This window comes from Brevundimonas sp. Leaf363 (assembly GCF_001424025.1).
GTDB lineage: Bacteria > Pseudomonadota > Alphaproteobacteria > Caulobacterales > Caulobacteraceae > Brevundimonas.
The window spans coordinates 268,022-287,916 of sequence record NZ_LMPZ01000003.1; the positions used below are offsets into that span (position 1 = coordinate 268,022).

Below are 19,895 nucleotides of genomic sequence, written 5' to 3' on the forward strand. Positions count from 1 at the left end.
CCCAAAACGACGCGGGCGCATTGATCGAGATCAAGGCGCGCCCCCTGCGATCTCCCTAGTCGAGGTCCCGTCGGCCTTGTGCGCCGTGAATGGAGCGCTTCCCATGATCGACCTCGCGGTCGTCGACCTGTCCCGTCTGCAGTTCGCACTGACGGCCCTTTACCACTTCCTGTTCGTGCCGCTGACCCTGGGACTGGCCTTCATGCTGGTCATCATGGAGTCGATCTATGTGATGACGCGCCGCCCGATCTGGCGGACCATCACCCGGTTCTGGGGGGTCTGCTTCAGCATCAACTTCGTGCTGGGCGTAGCCACCGGCATCACGATGGAATTCCAGTTCGGCATGAACTGGAGCTACTACAGCCACTACGTCGGCGACATCTTCGGAGCGCCGCTGGCGATCGAGGGCCTGATGGCCTTCTTCCTGGAGGCGACCTTCGTCGGGCTGATGTTCTTCGGCTGGGACAAGCTGAAGCCGCACGCCCACCTGTTCGTCACCTTCATGGTCGCACTGGGCACCAATCTGTCGGCGTTGTGGATCCTGATCGCCAACGGCTGGATGCAGAACCCGGTGGGCGCCGCCTTCAATCCCGACACCATGCGGATGGAGGTGACCGACTTCATGGCCGTGCTGTTCAACCCGGTGGCCCAGGCCAAGTTCGTGCACACGGTCTCGGCCGGCTACGTCTGCGCTTCGGTCTTTGTCCTGGGCGTCTCGGCCTTCTATCTCTTGAAGGGCAAGCATCGCGGCTTCGCCAAGCGGTCGATGACAGTCGCGGCGGCTTTTGGCCTGGCCTCGTCGCTGTCGGTCGTCGTGCTGGGCGACCAGTCCGGCTACGCCCTGACCGACAACCAGAAAATGAAGCTGGCGGCGTTGGAGGCCATGTGGCGGACCGAGCCTGCGCCCGCAGGTCTGACCCTGATTGGCATTCCCAGCATGAAGGATCGCGAGACCCACTACGGCGTGCAGATCCCGTGGGTCATGGGCCTGATCGCCACGCGCACCATCGACAAGCCGGTCGAGGGCATTTTCGAACTGGTGGCGACGGCGCAGGACCGGATCGAGTCCGGCGTGGTCGCCTATGGCGCCCTGGAGGCGGTGAAGGCCAATCCGCAGGACATGACGGCCCGCGCCCTGTTCGAACAGCACCGCCGCGACCTGGGCTATGGCCTGCTGCTGAAACGCTACGTCGCCGACCCGCGCCAGGCCTCGCCCGAGCTGATCCAGAAGGCGGCGTGGGACACGGTGCCCAATGTGCCGGCGCTGTTCTTCAGCTTCCGCATCATGGCCGGCATCGGCATGCTGATGATCGCCCTGTTCGCGACGGCCTTCGTCCTGTGCACCCTGCGCAAGCATGAGACGCGCTGGTTCCTGTGGGCGGCGGTCATCGCCCTGCCCCTGCCGTGGATCGCCATCGAGTTCGGCTGGATCCTGGCCGAGTTCGGTCGCCAGCCGTGGGCGGTGGAGGGGGTGCTGCCCACATTCCTGGGCGCGTCGAGCCTGACCGTGCCGCAGCTGTGGGCGACCATCATCGGCTTCACCGTCCTGTATGGCGGTCTGGCCGTGATCGAGGTCGGCCTGATGCTGCACGCCATCAAGAAGGGCCCGTTCGCCGAACAGGAACAGTTCGCGCCCGACGCTTCCTCATCCTCGACCCACGGCGGCGGCGAGCCCGCGCCCGCGGTCGCCTGACGCCATCGGACATCTGACCATGGACCTTCCCCTAGACTACGCCACGCTCCGCCTGATCTGGTGGGCCCTTCTGGGCATCTTGCTGATCGGCTTCGCCCTGACCGACGGCTTCGACCTGGGCGTCGGCGCCCTGCTGCCTTTCGTCGCTCGCACCGACGAAGAGCGCCGGATGGTGATCAACACCGTCGGCGCCACCTGGGAAGGCAACCAGGTGTGGTTCATCCTGGGCGGCGGCGCGATCTTCGCCGCCTGGCCCTTCGTCTATGCGGTCAGCTTCTCGGGCTTCTACCTGGCCATGTTCCTGGTGCTGGCGGCGCTGATCGTGCGGCCTGTGTCGTTCAAATACCGGTCCAAGCGGCCGTCGCCGCGGTGGCGATCGATGTGGGACTGGGGCCTGTTCATCGGCGGCTTCGTGCCGGCCCTGGTGTTCGGCGTCGCGGTCGGCAATGTCCTGATCGGCGCGCCTTTCCGGCTGGATGGCGACCTGCGCTCCTTCTACGAGGGCAATTTGCTGGGCCTGTTCACGCCCTTCAGCCTGCTGGCCGGCTTGTTGTCGGTCGCCATGGTCGTGGTGCACGGCGCGGCCTGGCTGAGCGTCAAGGCCGAGGAAGGCCCGGTGCTGGATCGCGCCCGCACCTACGGCTCGATCGCTGCGGCGGCGGCCGTGGTTCTGTTCGCGCTGGGCGGGCTCTATGTCGCCCTGGGCGGCCTTGGCTTTCGCATCACCAGCCCGATCGACCCGAGCGGATTCTCCAACCCGCTGCGCTCCACCGTCGTGGCGGCGCCGGGGGCCTGGCTGGATAACTACGGCCGCTATCCTTGGATGCTGCTGGCCCCGGCTCTCGGTTTCGTCGGCGCGGCGGCGGCGTTGGCGGGGATGTGGCGGCGCTCGGCGGCTCTGGCCTTCGGCGGATCGTCGCTGTCGACAGTGGGCATCATCTCGACCGTGGGCCTGTCGATGTTCCCCTTCATCCTGCCCAGCACCCTCGACCCGCACTCCAGCCTGACGGTGTGGAACGCCTCGTCCAGCCATCTGACGCTGTTCATCATGCTGGTGGTGACCGTCGTGTTCCTGCCTCTGATCCTGATCTACACCGCCTGGGTGTACCGCGTGCTGTGGGGCCGGACCTCGACCGCCGCCCTCAAGACCAACCCCGACCTGTACTGAGCCTAGGAGCGAACGACGATGTGGTATTTCTCCTGGATTCTGGGCCTCGGACTGGCGGTGGCCTTCGGCGTGCTGAACGGCCTGTGGCACGAGTTCCACCTGTTCGACGAAGGCGACGCGGGCCTGTCGCAGGACGCCGATGAGGACCAGCCGCTCTAAGGGGCGGCAGGCTCGTTCAAGGACAGCGCGATGGCGGTGGCGATCACCCCCAGCAGCGCCAGCAGCAGCAGCAGCGGCCCGAAGTCGTGCTCGCGGGCGACGACCAGGGCCATGGCCGGCGCGATCAGGGCCGGCAGGGTGTTGGTCAGGTTCAGCAGCCCCATGTCCCGGCCACGATGGTCGGGCGACGGCAGCCGCTGCATCACATAGGCGGACGACACCGCCAGGAAGACGTTGGCGCTAACCGAGAACAGACCGTAGCCGAGCGCCGCCATGGCCCAGCTCGACGACAGGGCCATCAAGAACAGCGCCGCGGTCGCCAAGGCCGCGCTGGTTGCGAGGAAGGGGCGGCGCCCGCCCGCCAGGTCCGACAGTCGTCCGCCCACCAGGGCGGCAGGCGCGCCGACGGCGGCGACCACGGCCGACAGCAGGGCCACGCGGCCGGCGACCTCGCTGGGGTCTTCCGAACCGGCCACGCTCTCGAAGTAGAAATAGACGTAGGCGAACAGGACATTGCCCGCGACCTGGATCAGCAGGCGCGCCAGCCAGACGCCGCCCAGCTGGCGCGAGGTCGCGGCGGCCATCGGCTGGGGCGACGACGCGGGGACCGGCGCGGGCGCGCGCTTCAGGATGAAGGGGATCAGGCCCAGAGCCACCGCGCCGCCGATCATCATGAACTGCACGCCCTCGCCAAGCGTCGGCGAGGCGGTCACCGCCACCCCCGCCAGCATGCCGACCGGATAGACGGCCGCCGCCACACCGGCCGCCAGTCCCTTCTGCCCGTCCGGCGTCTCGTCCACAATCAGGGCCGACAGGGGCGCCAGCATCAGGTTCACCGCCATCTGGAAGGCGACCACGCCCGCCACCACAGCGGCCGGCGTCTGGCACAGCCACAGAACGCCATAGCTGAACAGGGTCGCGACCAGTCCCGCCAGCATCCAGCGCCGCCGCCCGATCCCTCGCTTCAGAGAGACGTCGCTGAGCCAGCCCGCGCCGATGTTGGTCAGGCTCGCGACCCCGGCGCCCAGCAGGGTGGCCATGCTGAGCCAGTGGATCTTGTCCTCAGCCAGCCCCTCGATCTTCATCGGCAGCAGCAAGGTCAGGAAGGGCGCGTAGGAGACCACGCCCGCCGCGACAGCCACGCCATAAAGGACGAAGTAGCTCCAGCCGCGACGGTCCGCCGACCGCCCGGCCTCCGGCGCGGCGATCACGCCCCGGCCGCGGACGCGGACGAGCCGCGGGCGACCAGATCGAACGGCAGCACGCGAGCGTCGGGCAAGTCCTGCTCGCCAGCCGTCTTGCGGATCAACAGCTCCGCCGCCGCCGAGGCCATGGCGGCGATCGGCTGATTGATCGCCGTCAGCGGCGGGTGGCAGAAGCGGACGATCGGGGTGTTGTCGAAGCTGACGATCGAGAAGCGGTCCGGGCCCAGCCCCTTGCGGGTCGCCACCTGTAGCGCCGCGATGGCCATCTGGTCGTTGCTGGCCACCACCGCCGTCGCCGGATCCGGCAGGCTGGTCAGGGCCTCGGCGGCCGCCGCGCCAGAGGCGTAGGAGAAGTCGCCGCGCCCGACCAGGCTCTCGTCCTCCGGCAGACCGCGCCGGCGCAGCGCGCGGCGATAGCCCTCCAGCCGCTCGCCGCTCAGCGCATACTCGTCGCTGCCGGTGATGAAGCCCACGCGGGTGTGGCCCAGGTCCAGCAGGTGGTCGGTCGCCACCTCGGCGGCCTTGCCGTCGTCCATGGAGATGGCGAAGCCCTCGCCCGGCTGGGGCGAGCCGATGCGCGCGAACGGGATGCCCTGTCGAATCAGCAACTCGGTGATCAACGGGTTGTCCGAGTGCGGCGGCGTCAGGATTACCCCATCCGGCCGCAACGACGAGATCGCCGCCTGCACCTCGCGCTCCACATGGGACGAGTGGGTGTCCACCAGCTCGAAGATCATGCGGTAGCCGTGCTCGCCGCACTTCAGCATGCCGCCCATCAGCATCTGGTCGACCCAGTCGGTGCCCTCGCCCGACTTCCAGCCGTCGATGGTGCGATCCCGGTCGTTCAGGGCCAGCAGCAGGTAGGAGCGCGATCCGCCCATCCGGCGGGCCGCCAGACTGGGGACGTAGCCCAGCTTGGCCACGGCGGCGTGGACGCGCTCCTGCACCTGGGGCCGGACGTTCGGCTCGTTGTTGATGACGCGCGAGACGGTCTGGAGCGAGACGCCCGCTTCGGCCGCGACGTGCTTGATGGTGACGGATTGACGGCGCACGCGATCGGACCTGGACGACGGATGATCGGCCATGTTGTCAGACCATTCCGCGCCGCCGCAAGCGGATACGCCTCAGGCGGCCACGACCGGCGCCGTCGGCCGTTCGGCCGCGCAGTGCTGGGCGATGAAACTCTGGTGGTCCGGCAGACCCGCGACCATCCGCTCCAGATTGGCGACGGCCTCGTCCAGACCGTCCGTCGCCCGCCCGAACGGGATGCGGTCGACCAAGGGGTGATAGGTGCGCGGGACCACGCCCATGCCGTCCAGAACCGACTGCCAGTTCGGGTCGCGGAACAGCTCGTCCAGCCCTTCGGCCACCGTGCCGTTGATGCGGAACAGGTCGATCTTGCGCTGCAAGCTCTCGGACACTGTCATGGTCCGGCAGGCGTCCCAGAAGGGCGTGTCGGTCCGGCGGGTGACGCAGTAGTGCAGGATGATGAAGTCGCGGATCTCCTCGTAGTCCGCGCGCATGCGCCGATTGTACTCGGTCGCCAGTTCGGGCGCGCAGTCGCGGTCGGGCAGGAAGCGGAAGAAGAAGTCCATGCCGCGATAGATCAGGTGGATGGCGGTCGATTCCAGCGGCTCGATAAAGCCGCCGGCCAGGCCCAGGGCCAGGACGTTCTTGTCCCAGATGCGGTCGCGCACGCCGGTCCTGAACGGCACCACCATGGGATCGACGACGGGCTTGCCCTCGACCTGGGCCATCAGGGTCGCGGTCGCTTCGTCGTCCGACAGATACTGGCTGGAGAAGACGTAGCCGTTGCCGGCGCGGTGCTGCAGCGGGATGCGCCAGCGCCAGCCGTAATCTTGGGCGTGGGCCAGCGTATAGGGCGGCGGCGGACCGACATTCTCGGTCTGCACCGCGATGGCGCGGTCGCACAGCAGCCAGTGCGACCAGTCTTCGTAGCCGACGTCCAGCGTCTTGCCGATCAAGAGCGCGCGGAAGCCCGAGCAGTCGATGAAGAAGTCCGCCTCGACCGTGCGGCCGTCCTTTAGCACAAGCTGCTCGACGAAGCCGTCCGCGCGCGTCTGCACCTCCGACACCATGCCCTCGGTGCGCGTTACGCCCCGCGCCTCGGCGAAGCGGCGCAGGAACTGGGCGACGCGCTTGGCGTCGACGTGCAGGGCGTAGGAGGCGCCGGCCAGGGGCGTGCGCTGGGCCTTGAACGGCAGGGTGAACTTGCCTTCCCGCGCCATGACGCTGGCGGGGGCGAAGTCCTGCAGCGGCCGGTCGTATCCGGCCAGCTTCGCCTTCAGCCAGACCTGGTAGAAGTCCGACAGGTCGATGGGCAGGCCGATGGTGCCGAAGGGGTGGAAGTAGGACTGACCCTTCTCCAGCCAGTCCTTGAACTCGATGCCCAGCTTGAAGCTGGCTTGCGTCTCGCGGATGAACTCCTGCTCGTTGACGCCCAGTTTGGCCAGCAGCTGGAGGAAGGGCGGGACGGTGCTTTCGCCCACGCCGATGGTGCCGATGTCGTCGCTCTCGACCAGTTCGATTTCGAACAGCTTGCCCTTGAAATGCTCGGCCATGAGGGCGGCCGCCACCCACCCGGCGGTGCCGCCGCCGACGACGCAGACTTTTCTCAGGGCGTTGGGAGCCTTGGCTTCCATGGAGTGATCCTAGGCGGCGGCCTGACGGCCGACGGCCGACAGGAACTGGGCGTGGGTGGGGGTCTGGGAGACGGCCTCGGCGACGGCGCGCCGCATGGCCTCCAGACTACGTTTGAGTTGCTCGGGATCCAGCGCCTCGACGGCCGGGTCGACCCGGTCCGGCCAGACGTCGAAGCCGTCGTAGATGGCTAGCCAGCTGGCCGGGTGGAACATCTCCCAGCGGTATCGGACGAACTGGCCGCGCGCGCGCCACAGGGCGATCTTGCGCTGGAGCGTCTCGGGAATCTCCATCTCGCGGCAGTCGCGCCAGAAGGCCGTGTCGGTCCGCTGGTTCAGCTTGTAGTGCAGGATGACGAAGTCGCGGACGCGCTCCATCTCCTCGGCCGACTGTTCGTTGAATTCGTCGATGACGGCGGGGTCGAAGCGTTTGTCGGGGAACAGCCCTTTCAGCCGCTCGATGGCCGTCTCGATCAGGGCGATGCTGGTGGATTCCAGCGGCTCCAGGAAGCCGGACGACAGGCCGACCGAGACGCAGTTCTTGAACCAGGCCTGAGCGCGGCGGCCCGGCTTGAAGCCGATCCTGCGCGGCTCCATCAGCGGCTCGCCCATCAGATGGGGCATCAGCTCGGCGACGGCGCCCTCGTCCGACTGATAGCGGCTGGAGAAGACCAGGCCGTTGCCGGCGCGGTGGCGCAGGGGAATGCCCCACTGCCAGCCGGCCGAGCGCGCGGTGACGCGGGTGAAGGGCTGAGGGTCGCCGTCCGGCAGGGTGCTCTGGACCGCATAGGCGGCGTCGCAGGGCAGCCAGCGGCTCCAGTCCTCGTAAGGCGTCTTCAGCGCCTCGGCGATGACCAGACCCCGGAAGCCGGAGCAGTCGATGAACAGGTCGCCCTCGACGGTGCGGCCGCCCTCCAGCTCCAGCGCCGCGACGAAGCCGTCCTCGCGCAGGCGAACTTGGCCGATGCGGGCGTCGATGCGGGTGCAGCCGCCCTCCTCCGCGTATCGACGCAGGCGCTGGGCGAACAGGCCGGCGTCCAGGTGCAGGGCCCAGTCGAACACCGAAAGGGTCGATGGCGGATTGCGCGACGGCAGGGTGAAGCGCCCGGCCCGGGCCAGCGACGCGCCCAGCGAATAGTCGGCCAGCGGCGCCGGATCGCCCGCCTGATGCGCCTTTCGCCAATAGTGATGGAAGCCGATCCCGTTCAGATCCTGCCCGTACAGCCCGAAGGGATGGATGAAGTCCGAGCCCGGCCCGGACCAGTCCTGAAAGCGGATGCCCAGCTTGCAGGTCGCCTCGGTGGCGGCCATCAGTTCGGCGTCGCCCAGACCCAGTTGGGCGTAGAAGCGCCGGATGGTGGGGATGGTCGCCTCGCCCACGCCGATCGTGCCGATGTCGGAGGACTCGACCACGGTGATGCGCACCGGGGCGTTGCGGAAATGCTGAACGAGCGCGGCGGCCATCATCCAGCCGGCGGTGCCGCCGCCGACGATCACGACGCTGCGAATGCTCTGGTCGTCCGACATGGTGATGGCCCGCTCCTCTCGACGGATAGTCGAAAAAAAGACGACCGGCGACTGCAGAGCGCCGCCGGTCGTTGAGGAGGTTGAGGGAGTTAGAAGCGGGCGCGAATGCCCACGGAGTAGCGAGGCTCGAACTGGTTCCGAGAGTGGAACTGTTTCGCCCCCGGTTCGAACTCGAGGTAGTAGTTCTCGATCTCCCCGAAGATGTTCGAACCGTTCGCGTAAATCGCCATCGTATCCGAGACGTTATATGTCACGTTGGCGTCCACGTACTGCGCCGTATCCTGATAGATCGGAATGGCGCCGAACTGGCCTTGGAGACGCGGCGTGCGGTAATTGTACGCCACGCGAACTTGCAGACGGTCGTCCTGATACCAGACCGCAGCGTTGGTCGAGTACTTGGAGTTGTCGCGGAACGGCAGGTCCTCACCCGCGATGTTCTTCGAATTCTGCGAGCTGTCCGAGTAGGTGAAGCTGCCGTCGAAGCCGAAGTTCGACCAGATGCCCATGTCAGGCATGAAGTCGCTGACCGCCAGCTTGGCGCCCACTTCGACACCCTGCAGCTCGCCGCCGTCGCCCTGGACAGGACGGGTCACCGGCACGGTGCGGCGGATGACGCCGTCCTGGTCGGGGAAGCGGCCGTCGAGGACCGTGGCGGTGGTGACGAAGCTGTCGATGTTCAGGCGGAACAGGGCCACGTTGAACATCGAGGCGTCGCCGACGTAGTACTCCAGGCTGAGGTCGAAGTTGTCCGACCGCCAGGGGTTCAGGTCCGGGTTGCCACTCGCGCTGGCGCCGGTGACGCGGCGCACGCCGACGGGCGGCGCATCCGGGTCTTGCGGCGTCGGGCCGAGGGAGTCGGCGGTCGAGATGGTGATGCCGCCCCCGTAGTTGCCCAGGTCCAGCGGGATCATCGTCTTGGCATAGCCGAAGCGCAGCTTCAGGGCGTCGGAGAAGTCGTAAGCGAGGTTCACGGACGGCAGATAGTCCATGTAGTCGCGGTTCGAGATCGTATCGCCGACGTCCAGATTGGTGTCGCCGTAGTTGCGAGTCTCACCGGTCTGGTTCTGACGCACGCGCAGTTCGGTGCGGATCACCTTCAGGCCGACGTCGCCGTTCAGGTTGCCGAAGCCGATGCCCGTGTTCAGGTAGGCGCTGTCTTCATACAGGTCCACCGAGTAGCTGGTGCCCGGAATGATGACGCGATAGGCGCTGCCGAAGACGCGTTGCTGGAAGCCGACCACGTCGTCGAAGTCGCGCGGATCGACGACCCACACGCCCGGCATGCCCTTGGTGATCGAACCGTAGTCCGTCATGAACATGACGTTGTTATACTGGTCCAGCTTGGTCGGCGCGTTGACCGTATAGCCCTGGAACACCTGGGTCGGGTTCGCGGTGCTGGTCGGCTTGCTGGGGTCGTAGTTGGGGTTCGACACCATTTCACCAGCCTGGCACTGGTTCTGGTTCATCACGACGTCGATGGCCTTCCACTGGGCCGAGCAGCCCGACGGAACGGTGGCGCCGTTGCCGGCGTAGAAGTCCGAGAACAGGTGGAAGTTCTCGATCTCCACCTCACGCGACGAATGGCGCAGGCCGACGTCGACGCGGTTGACGAAGCCCAGGAACGGCTCGACGAAATCATACGAGCCGTCGGCCCGGAAGACGGTCAGGTCCGACGTGTTGTTCTGGTTGCCTTCCGACGAGAAGGCCGCGACCGCATAGCTGTCGAGGTTCGACATGTAGTCGGTCAGCGGCACATTGCCGAGGCCGCCCGAGATGGTGTTGCCGAAGCCGCTCCAGGTCAGGGCGTCTCCGGTCAGGTCGATGTGCAGTTGCGGGTCTTCGCCGTAACCCAGCGGGTTCGGGTTGATGTAACGACCGCCATTCGAGCCGATCACGTCGTTCGAGTATTGCGACGACGGGAACAGCGCCGCGATGTTGGCCGGGTAGAAGGTCCCGCGGGTGCGGTCGCCGCCGTCGCGGAACAGGGTGAAGGTCCGGTCCGGGCCATACTGCCAGTTCGACAGATCGCCCTGGACCTGGCCGTTCATGCTGAGCAGCTCGGCCGAGCCCCGAAGCGCGCGCGCCGAGAACTTGAACGGGCCGCCCTTATCGTACTCGAGTTCCAGGTTGTAGTTGGTCGATTCCGTCTCGGTCATGCGGTTGACCGTGAAGGAGTTCATCCACCAGACGTCGAGATCGTACTGGTCGACGTCCAGCCACGGCTGACCGTTGCCGCCGTTGACGCCGGTCGTTTCGAAATCGGTCGGCGTGGTCCAGCCAAGCGAGCTCCAGCGGTTGGAGATATTCAGGCCGGTGGCGCGGTTGTACTCGGTCTGCTTGGTGTAGAAGACTTCACCGGTCAGTCGGACGCCGTCCTCGATGTCGAACTGGAACGCGGCGTTCAGGCCGGTCCGATCCCGTTCGACTTCGCGGTGGAAGGTGTCGTAGCCGTGCGGCGCGATCCAGTTGTCGCCGGCGCCGCCCCAGTCATTGTTGCCGAACACGCCGCCCGAAACGCCCGAGTAGTTGTTGCCCAGATTGGACACGCTCGACACGCCCGACACCATGACGCCCAGGCGATCACCGCGCCAGTTGAACAGGGCGTTGAACAGATAGTCGTCCTGGCTGGTCTCTTCGCCGGTCGCATACTCGGCCGTAACCGAGGTGGTCATGCCGTAGTCGAAGTCGAACGGGCGACGGGTCCGCAGGTCGATGGTGCCCGAAATGCCGGACAGGGCGTTGCGCACGTCCATCGTCTTGAAGACGACCAGCGAGCTCATCAGCTGCGCCGGCACGTCGTTCAGGTTCGGCTGGGCGGTGCCCAGGTTGCCCGGTGCGAGGTACTGTTCGCCGTTCAGCAGGGTGACGACCTGCGGCAGCGAACGGATGTTCACCGTCGCGCCTTCACCGGCGTTCCGCTGGATCTGGATGCCCGCGATACGCTGCAGGGCGTCGGCTACGGTGACGTCAGGCAGCTTGCCGATGTCTTCGGCCGAGATGGCGTCGACGATCGCCGTCTCGTTACGCTTGATGTTGATGGCGTTCTGTTGCGAGGCGCGGATGCCGGTGACGATGATCTCGTCGAGATCGTCCGCGGGCTCTGGAGCGGTCTGGGCGAAGGCGGGTGTCGCCAACGCCGTACTGGCGAGCAGAGCCGCCAGCGTGGTCTTCCTGTATCTCATCATCCTTATATCCTTCCCGAGTGGCGCCGCTTCTTTGAGCGGCCTGTCGTCACGGCTTGATCGTCCGCGGCGTTAGGTCGGCCGAGCCCGTGAGCCCGGCGTCGATGGCGTTGCGCGCGACGGCCACCGCATGGGGCCCGGCCGCGATGCGCCAGCCCGGCAAGGCCGTGTCGTATTCGGCCAGGATGCGGGGCTCGGCGGTGATGGTGACGCGGCGTGTCTCGCCCGGCTGCAGGGCCACGCGGGCCCAGCCGGCCAGACGGCGCACGCCGTTCTCGGCGGTGACGTAAAGCTGCGGCGTCTCGATGCCGGCGCGGTCGCCCGCATTGGTGACGTCGAGGGTGACGGTGACGGTCTGGCCGCCCTCGACAGTGAGGCCGCCGTAGTTGAAGTCGGTGTAGCTGAGGCCGTAACCGAACGGGAACAGCGGCGTCGCATCCTTCAGATCGTACCAGCGGTAACCGACGTCCGAGCCTTCCGGATACTGCACGTCAAACGAGGCGAAGGCGGCCGACGATCCGGCGCCAGGGTTGGAGGCGGCGGCCGCTTCGCTGGCCCGCAGGGCGTCCATACCGACCGGATGCTCACGCGGAGCCTGGTCGCCGCTGCGCGGGAAGGTGATGGGCAGACGACCGGACGGGTTCACCTCGCCGAACAGGATGCGGGCGATGGCCTCCCCGCCGCGCTGACCCGGATACCAGGCCTGCAGAACGGCCGGCACGCGGTCGAGCCAGGGCATCAGCACCGGGCCGCCGGTCTCCAGCACCACCACCGTCTTGGCGTTGGCGGCGGCGACGGCCGAGATCAGGGCGTCCTGTCCATCCGGCAGCGAGATGTTTTCGACGTCCTGCGCCTCGGTGGTCCATTGGACGGCGAAGACGACGGCCAGATCGGCCGAGCGCACGGCTTCGGCGGCCGCGGCGGCGTCATCGCCCGAGACGTAGGTGACCTCGGCGTCCGGCGCGATCGCCTGGATGGCGCGCAGCGGCGAGGACGCGTGCCAGGTGGTGCGGGCGAACGACGCCGCCGCGCCCGAGGTCAGCGGGATCTCGACCGGCGCGCCGCCGACCGACCGGACCTGGGACGAGCCGCCGCCCGACAGTACGCCGACATCGGCGTGCCCGCCGACCAGCACGATGCGCCGCGCGGTCCTGGCGGCGGGCAGGATGTCGCCCTCGTTCTTCAGCAGGACCGCGCCCTGTTCGATGGCGTGCTGCGAGACTTGAGCATTCGTGGCGTAGTCGATGGTCTGGGCCGTGGCCGGGACTGGATTGTCGATGGCGCCGCTCTCGATCATCCCGACCAGGATGCGGCGGACCATGTCGTCCAGACGCGCCTGCGGAACTTCACCCGTGGCCAGGGCGGCGACCAGGGGCGCGCCGAACCAGATCTGGCTGTCCAGTTCCTGGCCCGACTGCTGGTCCAGGCCGTTGTTGGCGGCATAGGCGGTCGAGTGGACGCCGCCCCAGTCGGACATGACGAAGCCCGGATAGCTCCAGTCGGCCTTCAGGACGTGATTCAGCAGGAAGTCATTTTCGCACGACCAGTCGCCGTTGACCTTGTTGTAGGCGCACATGACCGAGCCGGGGCGGCCCAGTTCGATGGCGATCTGGAAGGCCAGCAGGTCGCTTTCTCGCAACCCCGCCTCGTCGATGACGGCGTTCAGGATGCCCCGGCCGGTCTCCTGGCTGTTCAGGGCGTAGTGCTTCACCGTCGAGACGATGCGGTTCGACTGGACACCGCGGATATGCTCGCCGGCCAGCACGCCGGCCAGCAGCGGATCCTCGCCCAGATATTCGAAGTTGCGCCCGTTCCACGGGTCGCGCGTCAGGTTCACGCCGCCGGCCAGCAGGACGTTGAACGTCTTGGCGTGCGCCTCCGCGCCGATCATGGCGCCGCCGGCATAGGCGATCGACGGGTCGAAGGTGGCGGCGGTGGCCAAGCTGGACGGCAGGGCGGTGGCGACATCGCCCTTGCGCTGCTCGACCTGATTGGCGACGCCCAGGCTGGCGTCGGATTCGCGCAGCGCCGGAATGCCCAGGCGCGGCACGCCGGGCACATAGCCGGCCGAGGGAATCATCTGGTCGAGCGGCGCGCCGGGCGTGCGTTCGGCCAGCGGCGGGAAGTAGCCGTGCACCATGGCCAGCTTCTCGTCCTGGGTCATCTGCGCCAGCAGCCGATCGGCGCGCGCGCGCGCGTCAGCGACCGATGCAGCAGGGGTGAGTGCGGCGGCCTGCGCCAGAGCAGGCGACACACTGGTCAGCGCCAGCGCCGCCGCGCCGCATAGCACCAAGGCCCGAAGCTCGATCGAAACCGACGACACGCGAACGAACGACATCAAAAACTTCCATTCCAAGGGGGAGGCGGACAGCCGCGCCGCATCGATCCGCCACTGTCGCAGACAGCCGGGCACACGCCGTCGTGGGCGTATGAGCGATCGATTGGCGGGATCCTGACGCGCGTCAGCGCGCCCTGGAAAGGCCCTCCCCTGGTTTCCTTGCTGGAGGTCTTTGCGCCCCCTAGCCACCCTGAATAAGCATTGTTTGAGAGCGTTCACAATACAAAACCGACACGCTCGTGTCTGCGTTGCAATCCGTGAACGCCGTTACCGCTATCAACCCTGGAGAGTGAACGCTCCGGCCAGTCCCTCGGTCGAGGACGGCGCGACCCAAACGTCGAATTGGCCCGCCTCGACCGTCGGACGATCGTCGCCGCCGATAAATTCCAGCTGTTCGCGACGGAGGACGAATCGCACCTGGCGGCTCTGGCCGGGCTGCAGTGCGATCTTCTGGAAATCCTTAAGCTCGCGCACGGGTCGAACGCGGCTGGCGACTCGGTCGCGGATATACAGCTGCACTACCTCCTCCATCGCCCGCGATCCGGCGTTGGTGACGGTGGCCGAGATCTCGATCTGTCCGGACCAGACCAGGGTGTCGCTGGACAGGCGCAGGTCAGAATAGCGCGCCTCGCCATAGGTCAGGCCGTGGCCGAACGAAAACAGGGGCGTGTTGGACGTCTCGCGATACCGCGCCTTGAACTCACTCTCGCCGGGCAGTTCGGGGCGGCCGGTGGCAAGGTGGTTGTAATAGAAGGGCTGCTGGCCCGGCCGGTGCGGGAAGCTGACCGGCAGACGGCCCGACGGGCTGTAGTCGCCGAACAGCACGTTCGCGACGGCCGTGCCGGTCTGGGAGCCCAGGAACCAGGTCGCCAGGATGGCTGGCGCGTCGCACACGGCGCCCTCCAACGCCAGCGCCCGGCCGTGACGCAGCAGCACCACCACCGGCTTGCCTGTCGCGGCTATGGCTTCGGCCAGGGCCTGCTGCGGCGCCGGGACCACGATCTCCGTTCGAGACTGCGCCTCGCCCGACATCTTGGCGCTCTCGCCGATGGACAGGATGACGACGTCGGCCTGGCGGGCGGCGGCGACGGCTTGTTCTATGCCGCCGGGGATGGCCGTCTCGACGCCGCTGCCACGCTCGATCAGCAGTCGTCCGGCGCGACCCATGGACCGACGCAGGCCCTCGGCCACGGACACCGCTTTTGCGTGGTCGCCCCAGATCGTCCAGGGGCCGAAGACGTCGTCGACCTCGTCCCCGAACGGGCCGATCAGGGCCAGGGTCCGCCCCTTTGACAGCGGCAGCAGGCCGCCGTCGTTCTTCAGCATGACGATGGAACGCCGGGCCGCCTCGTGGGCCACCGCGTGGTGCGCCGCCGAGCCGACCACCGCCGCCTCAACCGCCGGGTCCATGCCCTTGTAGGGATCGTCGAACAGCCCCAGCGCCGCCTTGACGCGAAGCACGCGCCGCACCGCCTGATCGAGCCGCGCCAACGGCACCAGGCCGTCGCGCACCAGCCCCGGCAGGTGATCGTTGTAGAGTCCGCTCTGCATCGACACATCGACGCCCGCCAGAAAGGCGATGCGCGTCGCGTCACGGTCGTCGACCGCGAAACCGTGCGGAATCAGTTCACGCTCGGACGTGTAGTCCGACAGAACGAAGCCGGCGAAGCTCCACTCGTCGTGCAGCACCCCCGTCAGCAGTTCGTGGCTGCCGGAGGCCGGGACGCCGTTGATGGCGTTGAAGGCGCTCATGACCGACAGGGCGCCGGCATCCAGCGCCGCCTTGAACGGCGGCAGATAGACGCCCCGCAGCGTCTCTTCGGACATGTCGGTGGTGTTGTATTCCATGCCCCCCTCCGCCGCGCCGTAGGCGACGAAATGCTTGGGTGTGGCCAGCAAGGAATCGTGGGCGGCCAGCGAGGCGCCCTGAAAGCCCTTCACGCGGGAGCGCGCAAAGCGCTCGTTCAGCAGCACGTCCTCGCCGGCGCCCTCGGCCACCCGGCCCCAGCGCTGGTCGCGGCCGACGTCGACCATGGGGGCGTAGGTCTGGTGAATGCCCGAGGCGGCGCCCTCGATAGCGGCCACGCGAGCGGTTCGCTCCGCCAGATCCGGCTCGAAGCTGGCGGTCTCGCCCAGCGGGATCGGGAAGACGGTCTTGAAGCCGTGGATGATGTCGGCCGCGTACATCAGAGGGATGCCCAGCCGGCTCTCCTCGACCGCCAGCCGCTGGGCATAGCGGGCCTGCTCGGCGCCGTAGCCGTTGAACAGGCCGCCCATCCGGCCGGACCGGATCATGTCGGCCATATAGGTCTGATCGGGGTTGAAGGCGGTCGGGTTCACATCGCCCGGCAGATTGCGGAAGCGGTCGCCGAAGACGCCCAGCTGGCCGGCCTTCTCCTCCAGCGTCATGCGGGCGATCAGATTTTCGATGCGGGCGTTGTGGCGCTGCGCCTGCTGCGCCGCCGCCTGGGTCGTGGTCACCAGCCAGCCCAGTCCCGCCCCGGCGCCCAGCACCATCCGCCGGGTCGCCAGCGCGCCGTCTTGGGTCCCGGCCGTCTTGCGGGATCGCGTCATCGTTCAGCCTGTAGAAGTTGCGAAGCCGTCTTTAGCCAGGAACGGCAAGGCTGCGAAACCACTGCAACCGTCGCACGTCAGATCAGGCCGTCGATCTTCGCCTCGGCGCTCTCGGCCGGCCGGGCGATCAGGTCCGCCAGCGTGCGCTGCTCCAGCACCGCGGCCAAGGCGTCGCGCCCCTCCAGCAGCACATGGCGGATGCGGCAGGTGACGACGTCCTCGCAGTCATCGCACGCTCGAAATGCGGTGCGGGAAGCGCACGGCGCCAGAGCCAGCGGCCCGTCGATGCACCGCAGGACGGCGGCCATCGAAATCTGCTCGGCGGGCATCGCAAGGCTGTAGCCGCCCGTGCGCCCCCGCCGGCTGACCAGCAGCCCGTCCAGCTTCATCTCGAGCAGGATGGTCTCGAGAAACTTGCGCGGCGCCCGCGCCCCGACGGCGATATCGGGTATCGCCGCCGGCGTAGGCCAGCGTTCCGCCAGGAAGATCAGCGCCCTCAGCGCATAGCGGAACTTGTTCGAGATCATGCGCCGTCATCGCGCGTCGGGCAGGCGCTCGCAAGCGGCGGCGCCAATCAGCCGTGCAGGGTCAGGCGGCCTGGGCCATGGTCGCTGTCTGCATGGCCTGGAACAAGGCGGCTATCTGCAGGGGCTTGGCGACGCAGCTGTCCATGCCGGCCGCCAGATACTCGCTGATCTGGTGGCTCATGACATTGGCGGTCAGGGCGATGATCGGCGTGCGGGCGCGGCCGACGGCGCGTTCCTGGGCGCGGATGGCGCGCGTGGCGCTCGGCCCGTCCATGCGCGGCATCTGGACATCCATCAGGATCAGGTCCCAGGGCTCGCGCGACCACGCCTCGACCGCCTGTTCACCATCGTCGACCACCGTCAGATCGACGCCCAGCTGATGCAGCAAGGTTTTGAGGACCAGTTGATTGACCGAGTTGTCCTCGGCGGCCAACACCTTCATGGCGCGGCCTTCACCCTCGACGTCCGGCTCGGCCGCCGCGATGGGATCCGGCATCGGAATCGGCGCATTCGCCTCACCGCGCTGCATGGGCAAGACGACGGTGAAGCTGGAGCCCACGCCCGCGGTGCTCTCGACCGAAATCGCGCCGCCCATCAACGCCGCCAGATCGCTGCAGATCGACAGGCCCAGGCCCGTGCCGCCGAAGCGGCGCGTGGTGGAGGCGTCGGCCTGGGTGAACTTGGCGAACAACAGGCCCAGCTTGTCGGCCTCGACGCCGATGCCGGTGTCGGTCACCTGCAGGCGTAGACGGCCCTCGCCGTCCAGATCGGAGTGCACGCGCACTTCGCCGGCCTCAGTGAATTTCAGCGCGTTGGAAATCAGATTGTAGAGGATCTGGCGGACGCGGGTGGCGTCGCCGACCCACTGGCCCCTCGCCGCCGGAGCCGTCGTCAAAGCGAAGGACAGGCCGCGCTTGTTGGCCAGGGCCGTGAATGCGGCGTGGGCGCCGCGCAGCAGTTCGTCCAGGTCGAACGGCTGTTCTTCCAGGATCAGCTTGCCCGCCTCGATCTTCGACAGGTCCAGCACGTCGTTCAGGATGGCCAGCAGCGTTTCGCCCGAGGCGCGGATGACGCCCAGGCGCTCGCGCTGAACCGCCGTCAGCGGATCGGCCTCCATCGCCTGCGCCATGCCCAGCACGCCGTTCAGCGGCGTGCGGATCTCGTGGCTCATTGTCGCAAGGAAGGCGGACTTGGCCTCATTGGCGGCGTCGGCGTCCTTCTTGGCGATGCGCAGGCTGGCGGCCGTGTGCTCCAGCTCCTCGGCCCGGCGCACCGCGGTCGTCTCATCGTGGGCGGTGACCACCCAGCCCGACCCCGTCGGCTCCGCCACCATACGGAGCACCCGGCCGCCGACGCAGCGCCAGACGCCCTCCGACGGAAGCCCGGCCTCTAGCGCGCCCGTGAAGGCGCGGCAGTCCGTTCCGCTCCAGGCGCCGTCGCGCGCCATGGTCTCGCAGATATCGGAGAAGGCGGCGCCCGGCAGGCGCGCGTCCTGCGACAGCGTCAGGGTCAGGCCCGACCAGAAATGGCTGTTGGCCTGCGTGATGCGGCCGTCCTGGTCCAGCACCAGCAGGCCGATGTCGGCGCCCTCGATGGCCCCGATGCGGACGTCCGGTGCAGAGGTTTCGGGGACGGTCGCAGCAAGCGGCGTCTCGTCATGTTCGTGCAGATGACGCGCGGCGCCGATCAGCACCGCAGCCGGATTGACGACGGCCCAGGTCGGCAGGGCGCGGACCACGGTGCTGAGCCGGCCCTTGTCCTCGAACCGCGTACGGAAGGTCGAGCCCTCCAACAGGTCGTGGGCCTCCAGCACGAACCGGCCGACCATATAAACGCCGTGGGTCGCGCCCAGGGACAGGGCCACCTGCCCCGCGAAGTCGCCCAGCACGCCGAGGTACAGATCCAGGGCCGCCTTGCAGATCGGATCCGCCCCGGTGCGGCCGTACAGCAGCACCTCCAGCGGCGTAAGCGCATCGGTCTTCACGCCGTCCAGCTCGGCCAGAACCTCGTGAAGTTGCGACAGGCCGATCCAGGAAATCAGCCGTTCGTATGACACCCGATCCCAGCGCTTTCGCAGCAGCGACAGAACCTGCGCCTCGCGATCGTTCGAAGGGGCGAAAGCAAGGTGGCCCGCCTCGGTGTCGATGATGCGGGCCTCCCCGTCGGCGATCTCCAGCGCCGACACCCCCAGGCCGAAATCGGCGCTGACGATGGCGTAGCGGCCGGTGGCAAGGCGCGCCGGCGGACGATCCAACGTGTTGATCGCGGCGACGTCCCGGCCGCCCAGGCCGTCCAGGGCCGCGCCGGCCGCGGCAGAGTCGTTGATCAAAGCCAGCCGTTCGAACCCGAACGCCTGGCGCAGCTCCTCGCCCGAGAAGCTCCAGCCCGACTGGGTGATCGTCACCTGGTCGCCATTGACCGGCGCGGCCACGGCCAGGCTGAGTGTCGTCGGCCAGGGCTCCGGCAGGGTCTTGAGATAGCCGGCGAGCGCGTCCACGGCCGACACATGGTCAGCCACCAGCATCTCGGCGTACGCCGAGAAGCGCGGATCACGCCCTTCGAACCTGTCGAGGCGTGCAAATCGGCAGATGTGGGGGCCGATTTCCCCGACGACGGCGTTGTCCGCCATTCGTCCCCTCCCCTAGTTCTGGATCATGAAACACCCGCTAGGGTTAAGAAAAGCTGGCGAAATTCGGCACGCCGACCTCTGATCGACGATAATGTGACAGAAATTGTCTTACGCTGTCAGGATCGGGCTGCGACAAAGCGTCAGAACGGCTGCAAATCGGGTTACCAGCGGGCGCGCCGGCCTTTTGTCCGGTTAACGGCCGTGCTTAGGTCCGCCGCGCAGGCCTGAGGCGC

Annotated in this window: 12 protein-coding genes; 3 read left to right on the plus strand and 9 right to left on the minus strand. The window is 67.7% G+C overall.

From position 1 onward, the window contains the following. Nucleotides 1-106 precede the first annotated feature (106 nt). From ASG17_RS12175 to cydX, 3 genes are read left to right on the plus strand one after another with little or no spacing between them, the layout of a single operon-like run. Complete coding sequence (locus ASG17_RS12175; RefSeq protein WP_056104389.1) at nucleotides 107-1,693, plus strand: cytochrome ubiquinol oxidase subunit I; 1,587 nt, start codon at nucleotides 107-109, stop codon at nucleotides 1,691-1,693. A 19-nt stretch (nucleotides 1,694-1,712) separates the two neighbouring features. Further along, entirely contained in the window at nucleotides 1,713-2,861 is a 1,149-nt protein-coding gene (gene cydB / locus ASG17_RS12180; RefSeq protein WP_056104103.1) for a cytochrome d ubiquinol oxidase subunit II, read from the plus strand. Nucleotides 2,862-2,879: 18 nt separating this feature from the next. Next, nucleotides 2,880-3,020: a cytochrome bd-I oxidase subunit CydX gene (cydX, locus tag ASG17_RS12185; RefSeq protein WP_056104104.1), complete on the plus strand. Its 141-nt coding sequence runs from the start codon at nucleotides 2,880-2,882 to the stop codon at nucleotides 3,018-3,020. Here the strand turns inward: cydX and ASG17_RS12190 are convergent. The 9 genes from ASG17_RS12190 to ASG17_RS12230 all read right to left on the minus strand — a co-directional run bounded on the left by ASG17_RS12190 (nucleotide 3,017) and on the right by ASG17_RS12230 (nucleotide 19,662). Next, nucleotides 3,017-4,231, minus strand: a complete 1,215-nt coding sequence (locus ASG17_RS12190) for an MFS transporter (protein ID WP_056104107.1) — start codon at nucleotides 4,229-4,231, stop codon at nucleotides 3,017-3,019. The genes cydX and ASG17_RS12190 overlap by 4 nt on opposite strands. Next, entirely contained in the window at nucleotides 4,228-5,277 is a 1,050-nt protein-coding gene (locus tag ASG17_RS12195) for a LacI family DNA-binding transcriptional regulator (RefSeq protein WP_235560443.1), read from the minus strand. The genes ASG17_RS12190 and ASG17_RS12195 overlap by 4 nt, the downstream gene beginning before the upstream one ends. Nucleotides 5,278-5,349: 72 nt before the next feature. Continuing rightward, nucleotides 5,350-6,888, minus strand: a complete 1,539-nt coding sequence (locus ASG17_RS12200) for a tryptophan halogenase family protein (protein WP_056104114.1) — start codon at nucleotides 6,886-6,888, stop codon at nucleotides 5,350-5,352. Nucleotides 6,889-6,897: 9 nt separating this feature from the next. Then, nucleotides 6,898-8,412 carry a tryptophan halogenase family protein gene (locus tag ASG17_RS12205; RefSeq protein WP_056104117.1) on the minus strand — a complete coding sequence of 505 codons (1,515 nt, stop codon included), beginning with the start codon at nucleotides 8,410-8,412 and terminating at the stop codon, nucleotides 6,898-6,900. An 89-nt stretch (nucleotides 8,413-8,501) separates the two neighbouring features. After that, nucleotides 8,502-11,594, minus strand: coding sequence for a TonB-dependent receptor (locus ASG17_RS12210; protein ID WP_056104391.1), 3,093 nt, complete (start codon nucleotides 11,592-11,594; stop codon nucleotides 8,502-8,504). Between the two features lie 49 nt (nucleotides 11,595-11,643). After that, entirely contained in the window at nucleotides 11,644-13,932 is a 2,289-nt protein-coding gene (locus ASG17_RS12215; protein WP_056104394.1) for a beta-glucosidase, read from the minus strand. Between the two features lie 276 nt (nucleotides 13,933-14,208). Further along, nucleotides 14,209-16,506, minus strand: a complete 2,298-nt coding sequence (locus ASG17_RS12220; protein WP_235560444.1) for a glycoside hydrolase family 3 N-terminal domain-containing protein — start codon at nucleotides 16,504-16,506, stop codon at nucleotides 14,209-14,211. Nucleotides 16,507-16,583: 77 nt separating this feature from the next. Next, nucleotides 16,584-17,033 carry an Rrf2 family transcriptional regulator gene (locus ASG17_RS12225; protein ID WP_056104122.1) on the minus strand — a complete coding sequence of 150 codons (450 nt, stop codon included), beginning with the start codon at nucleotides 17,031-17,033 and terminating at the stop codon, nucleotides 16,584-16,586. 61 nt (nucleotides 17,034-17,094) lie between these two features. Further along, nucleotides 17,095-19,662, minus strand: coding sequence for a glucokinase (locus ASG17_RS12230; RefSeq protein WP_056104125.1), 2,568 nt, complete (start codon nucleotides 19,660-19,662; stop codon nucleotides 17,095-17,097). Between the last annotated feature and the right edge of the window lie 233 nt (nucleotides 19,663-19,895).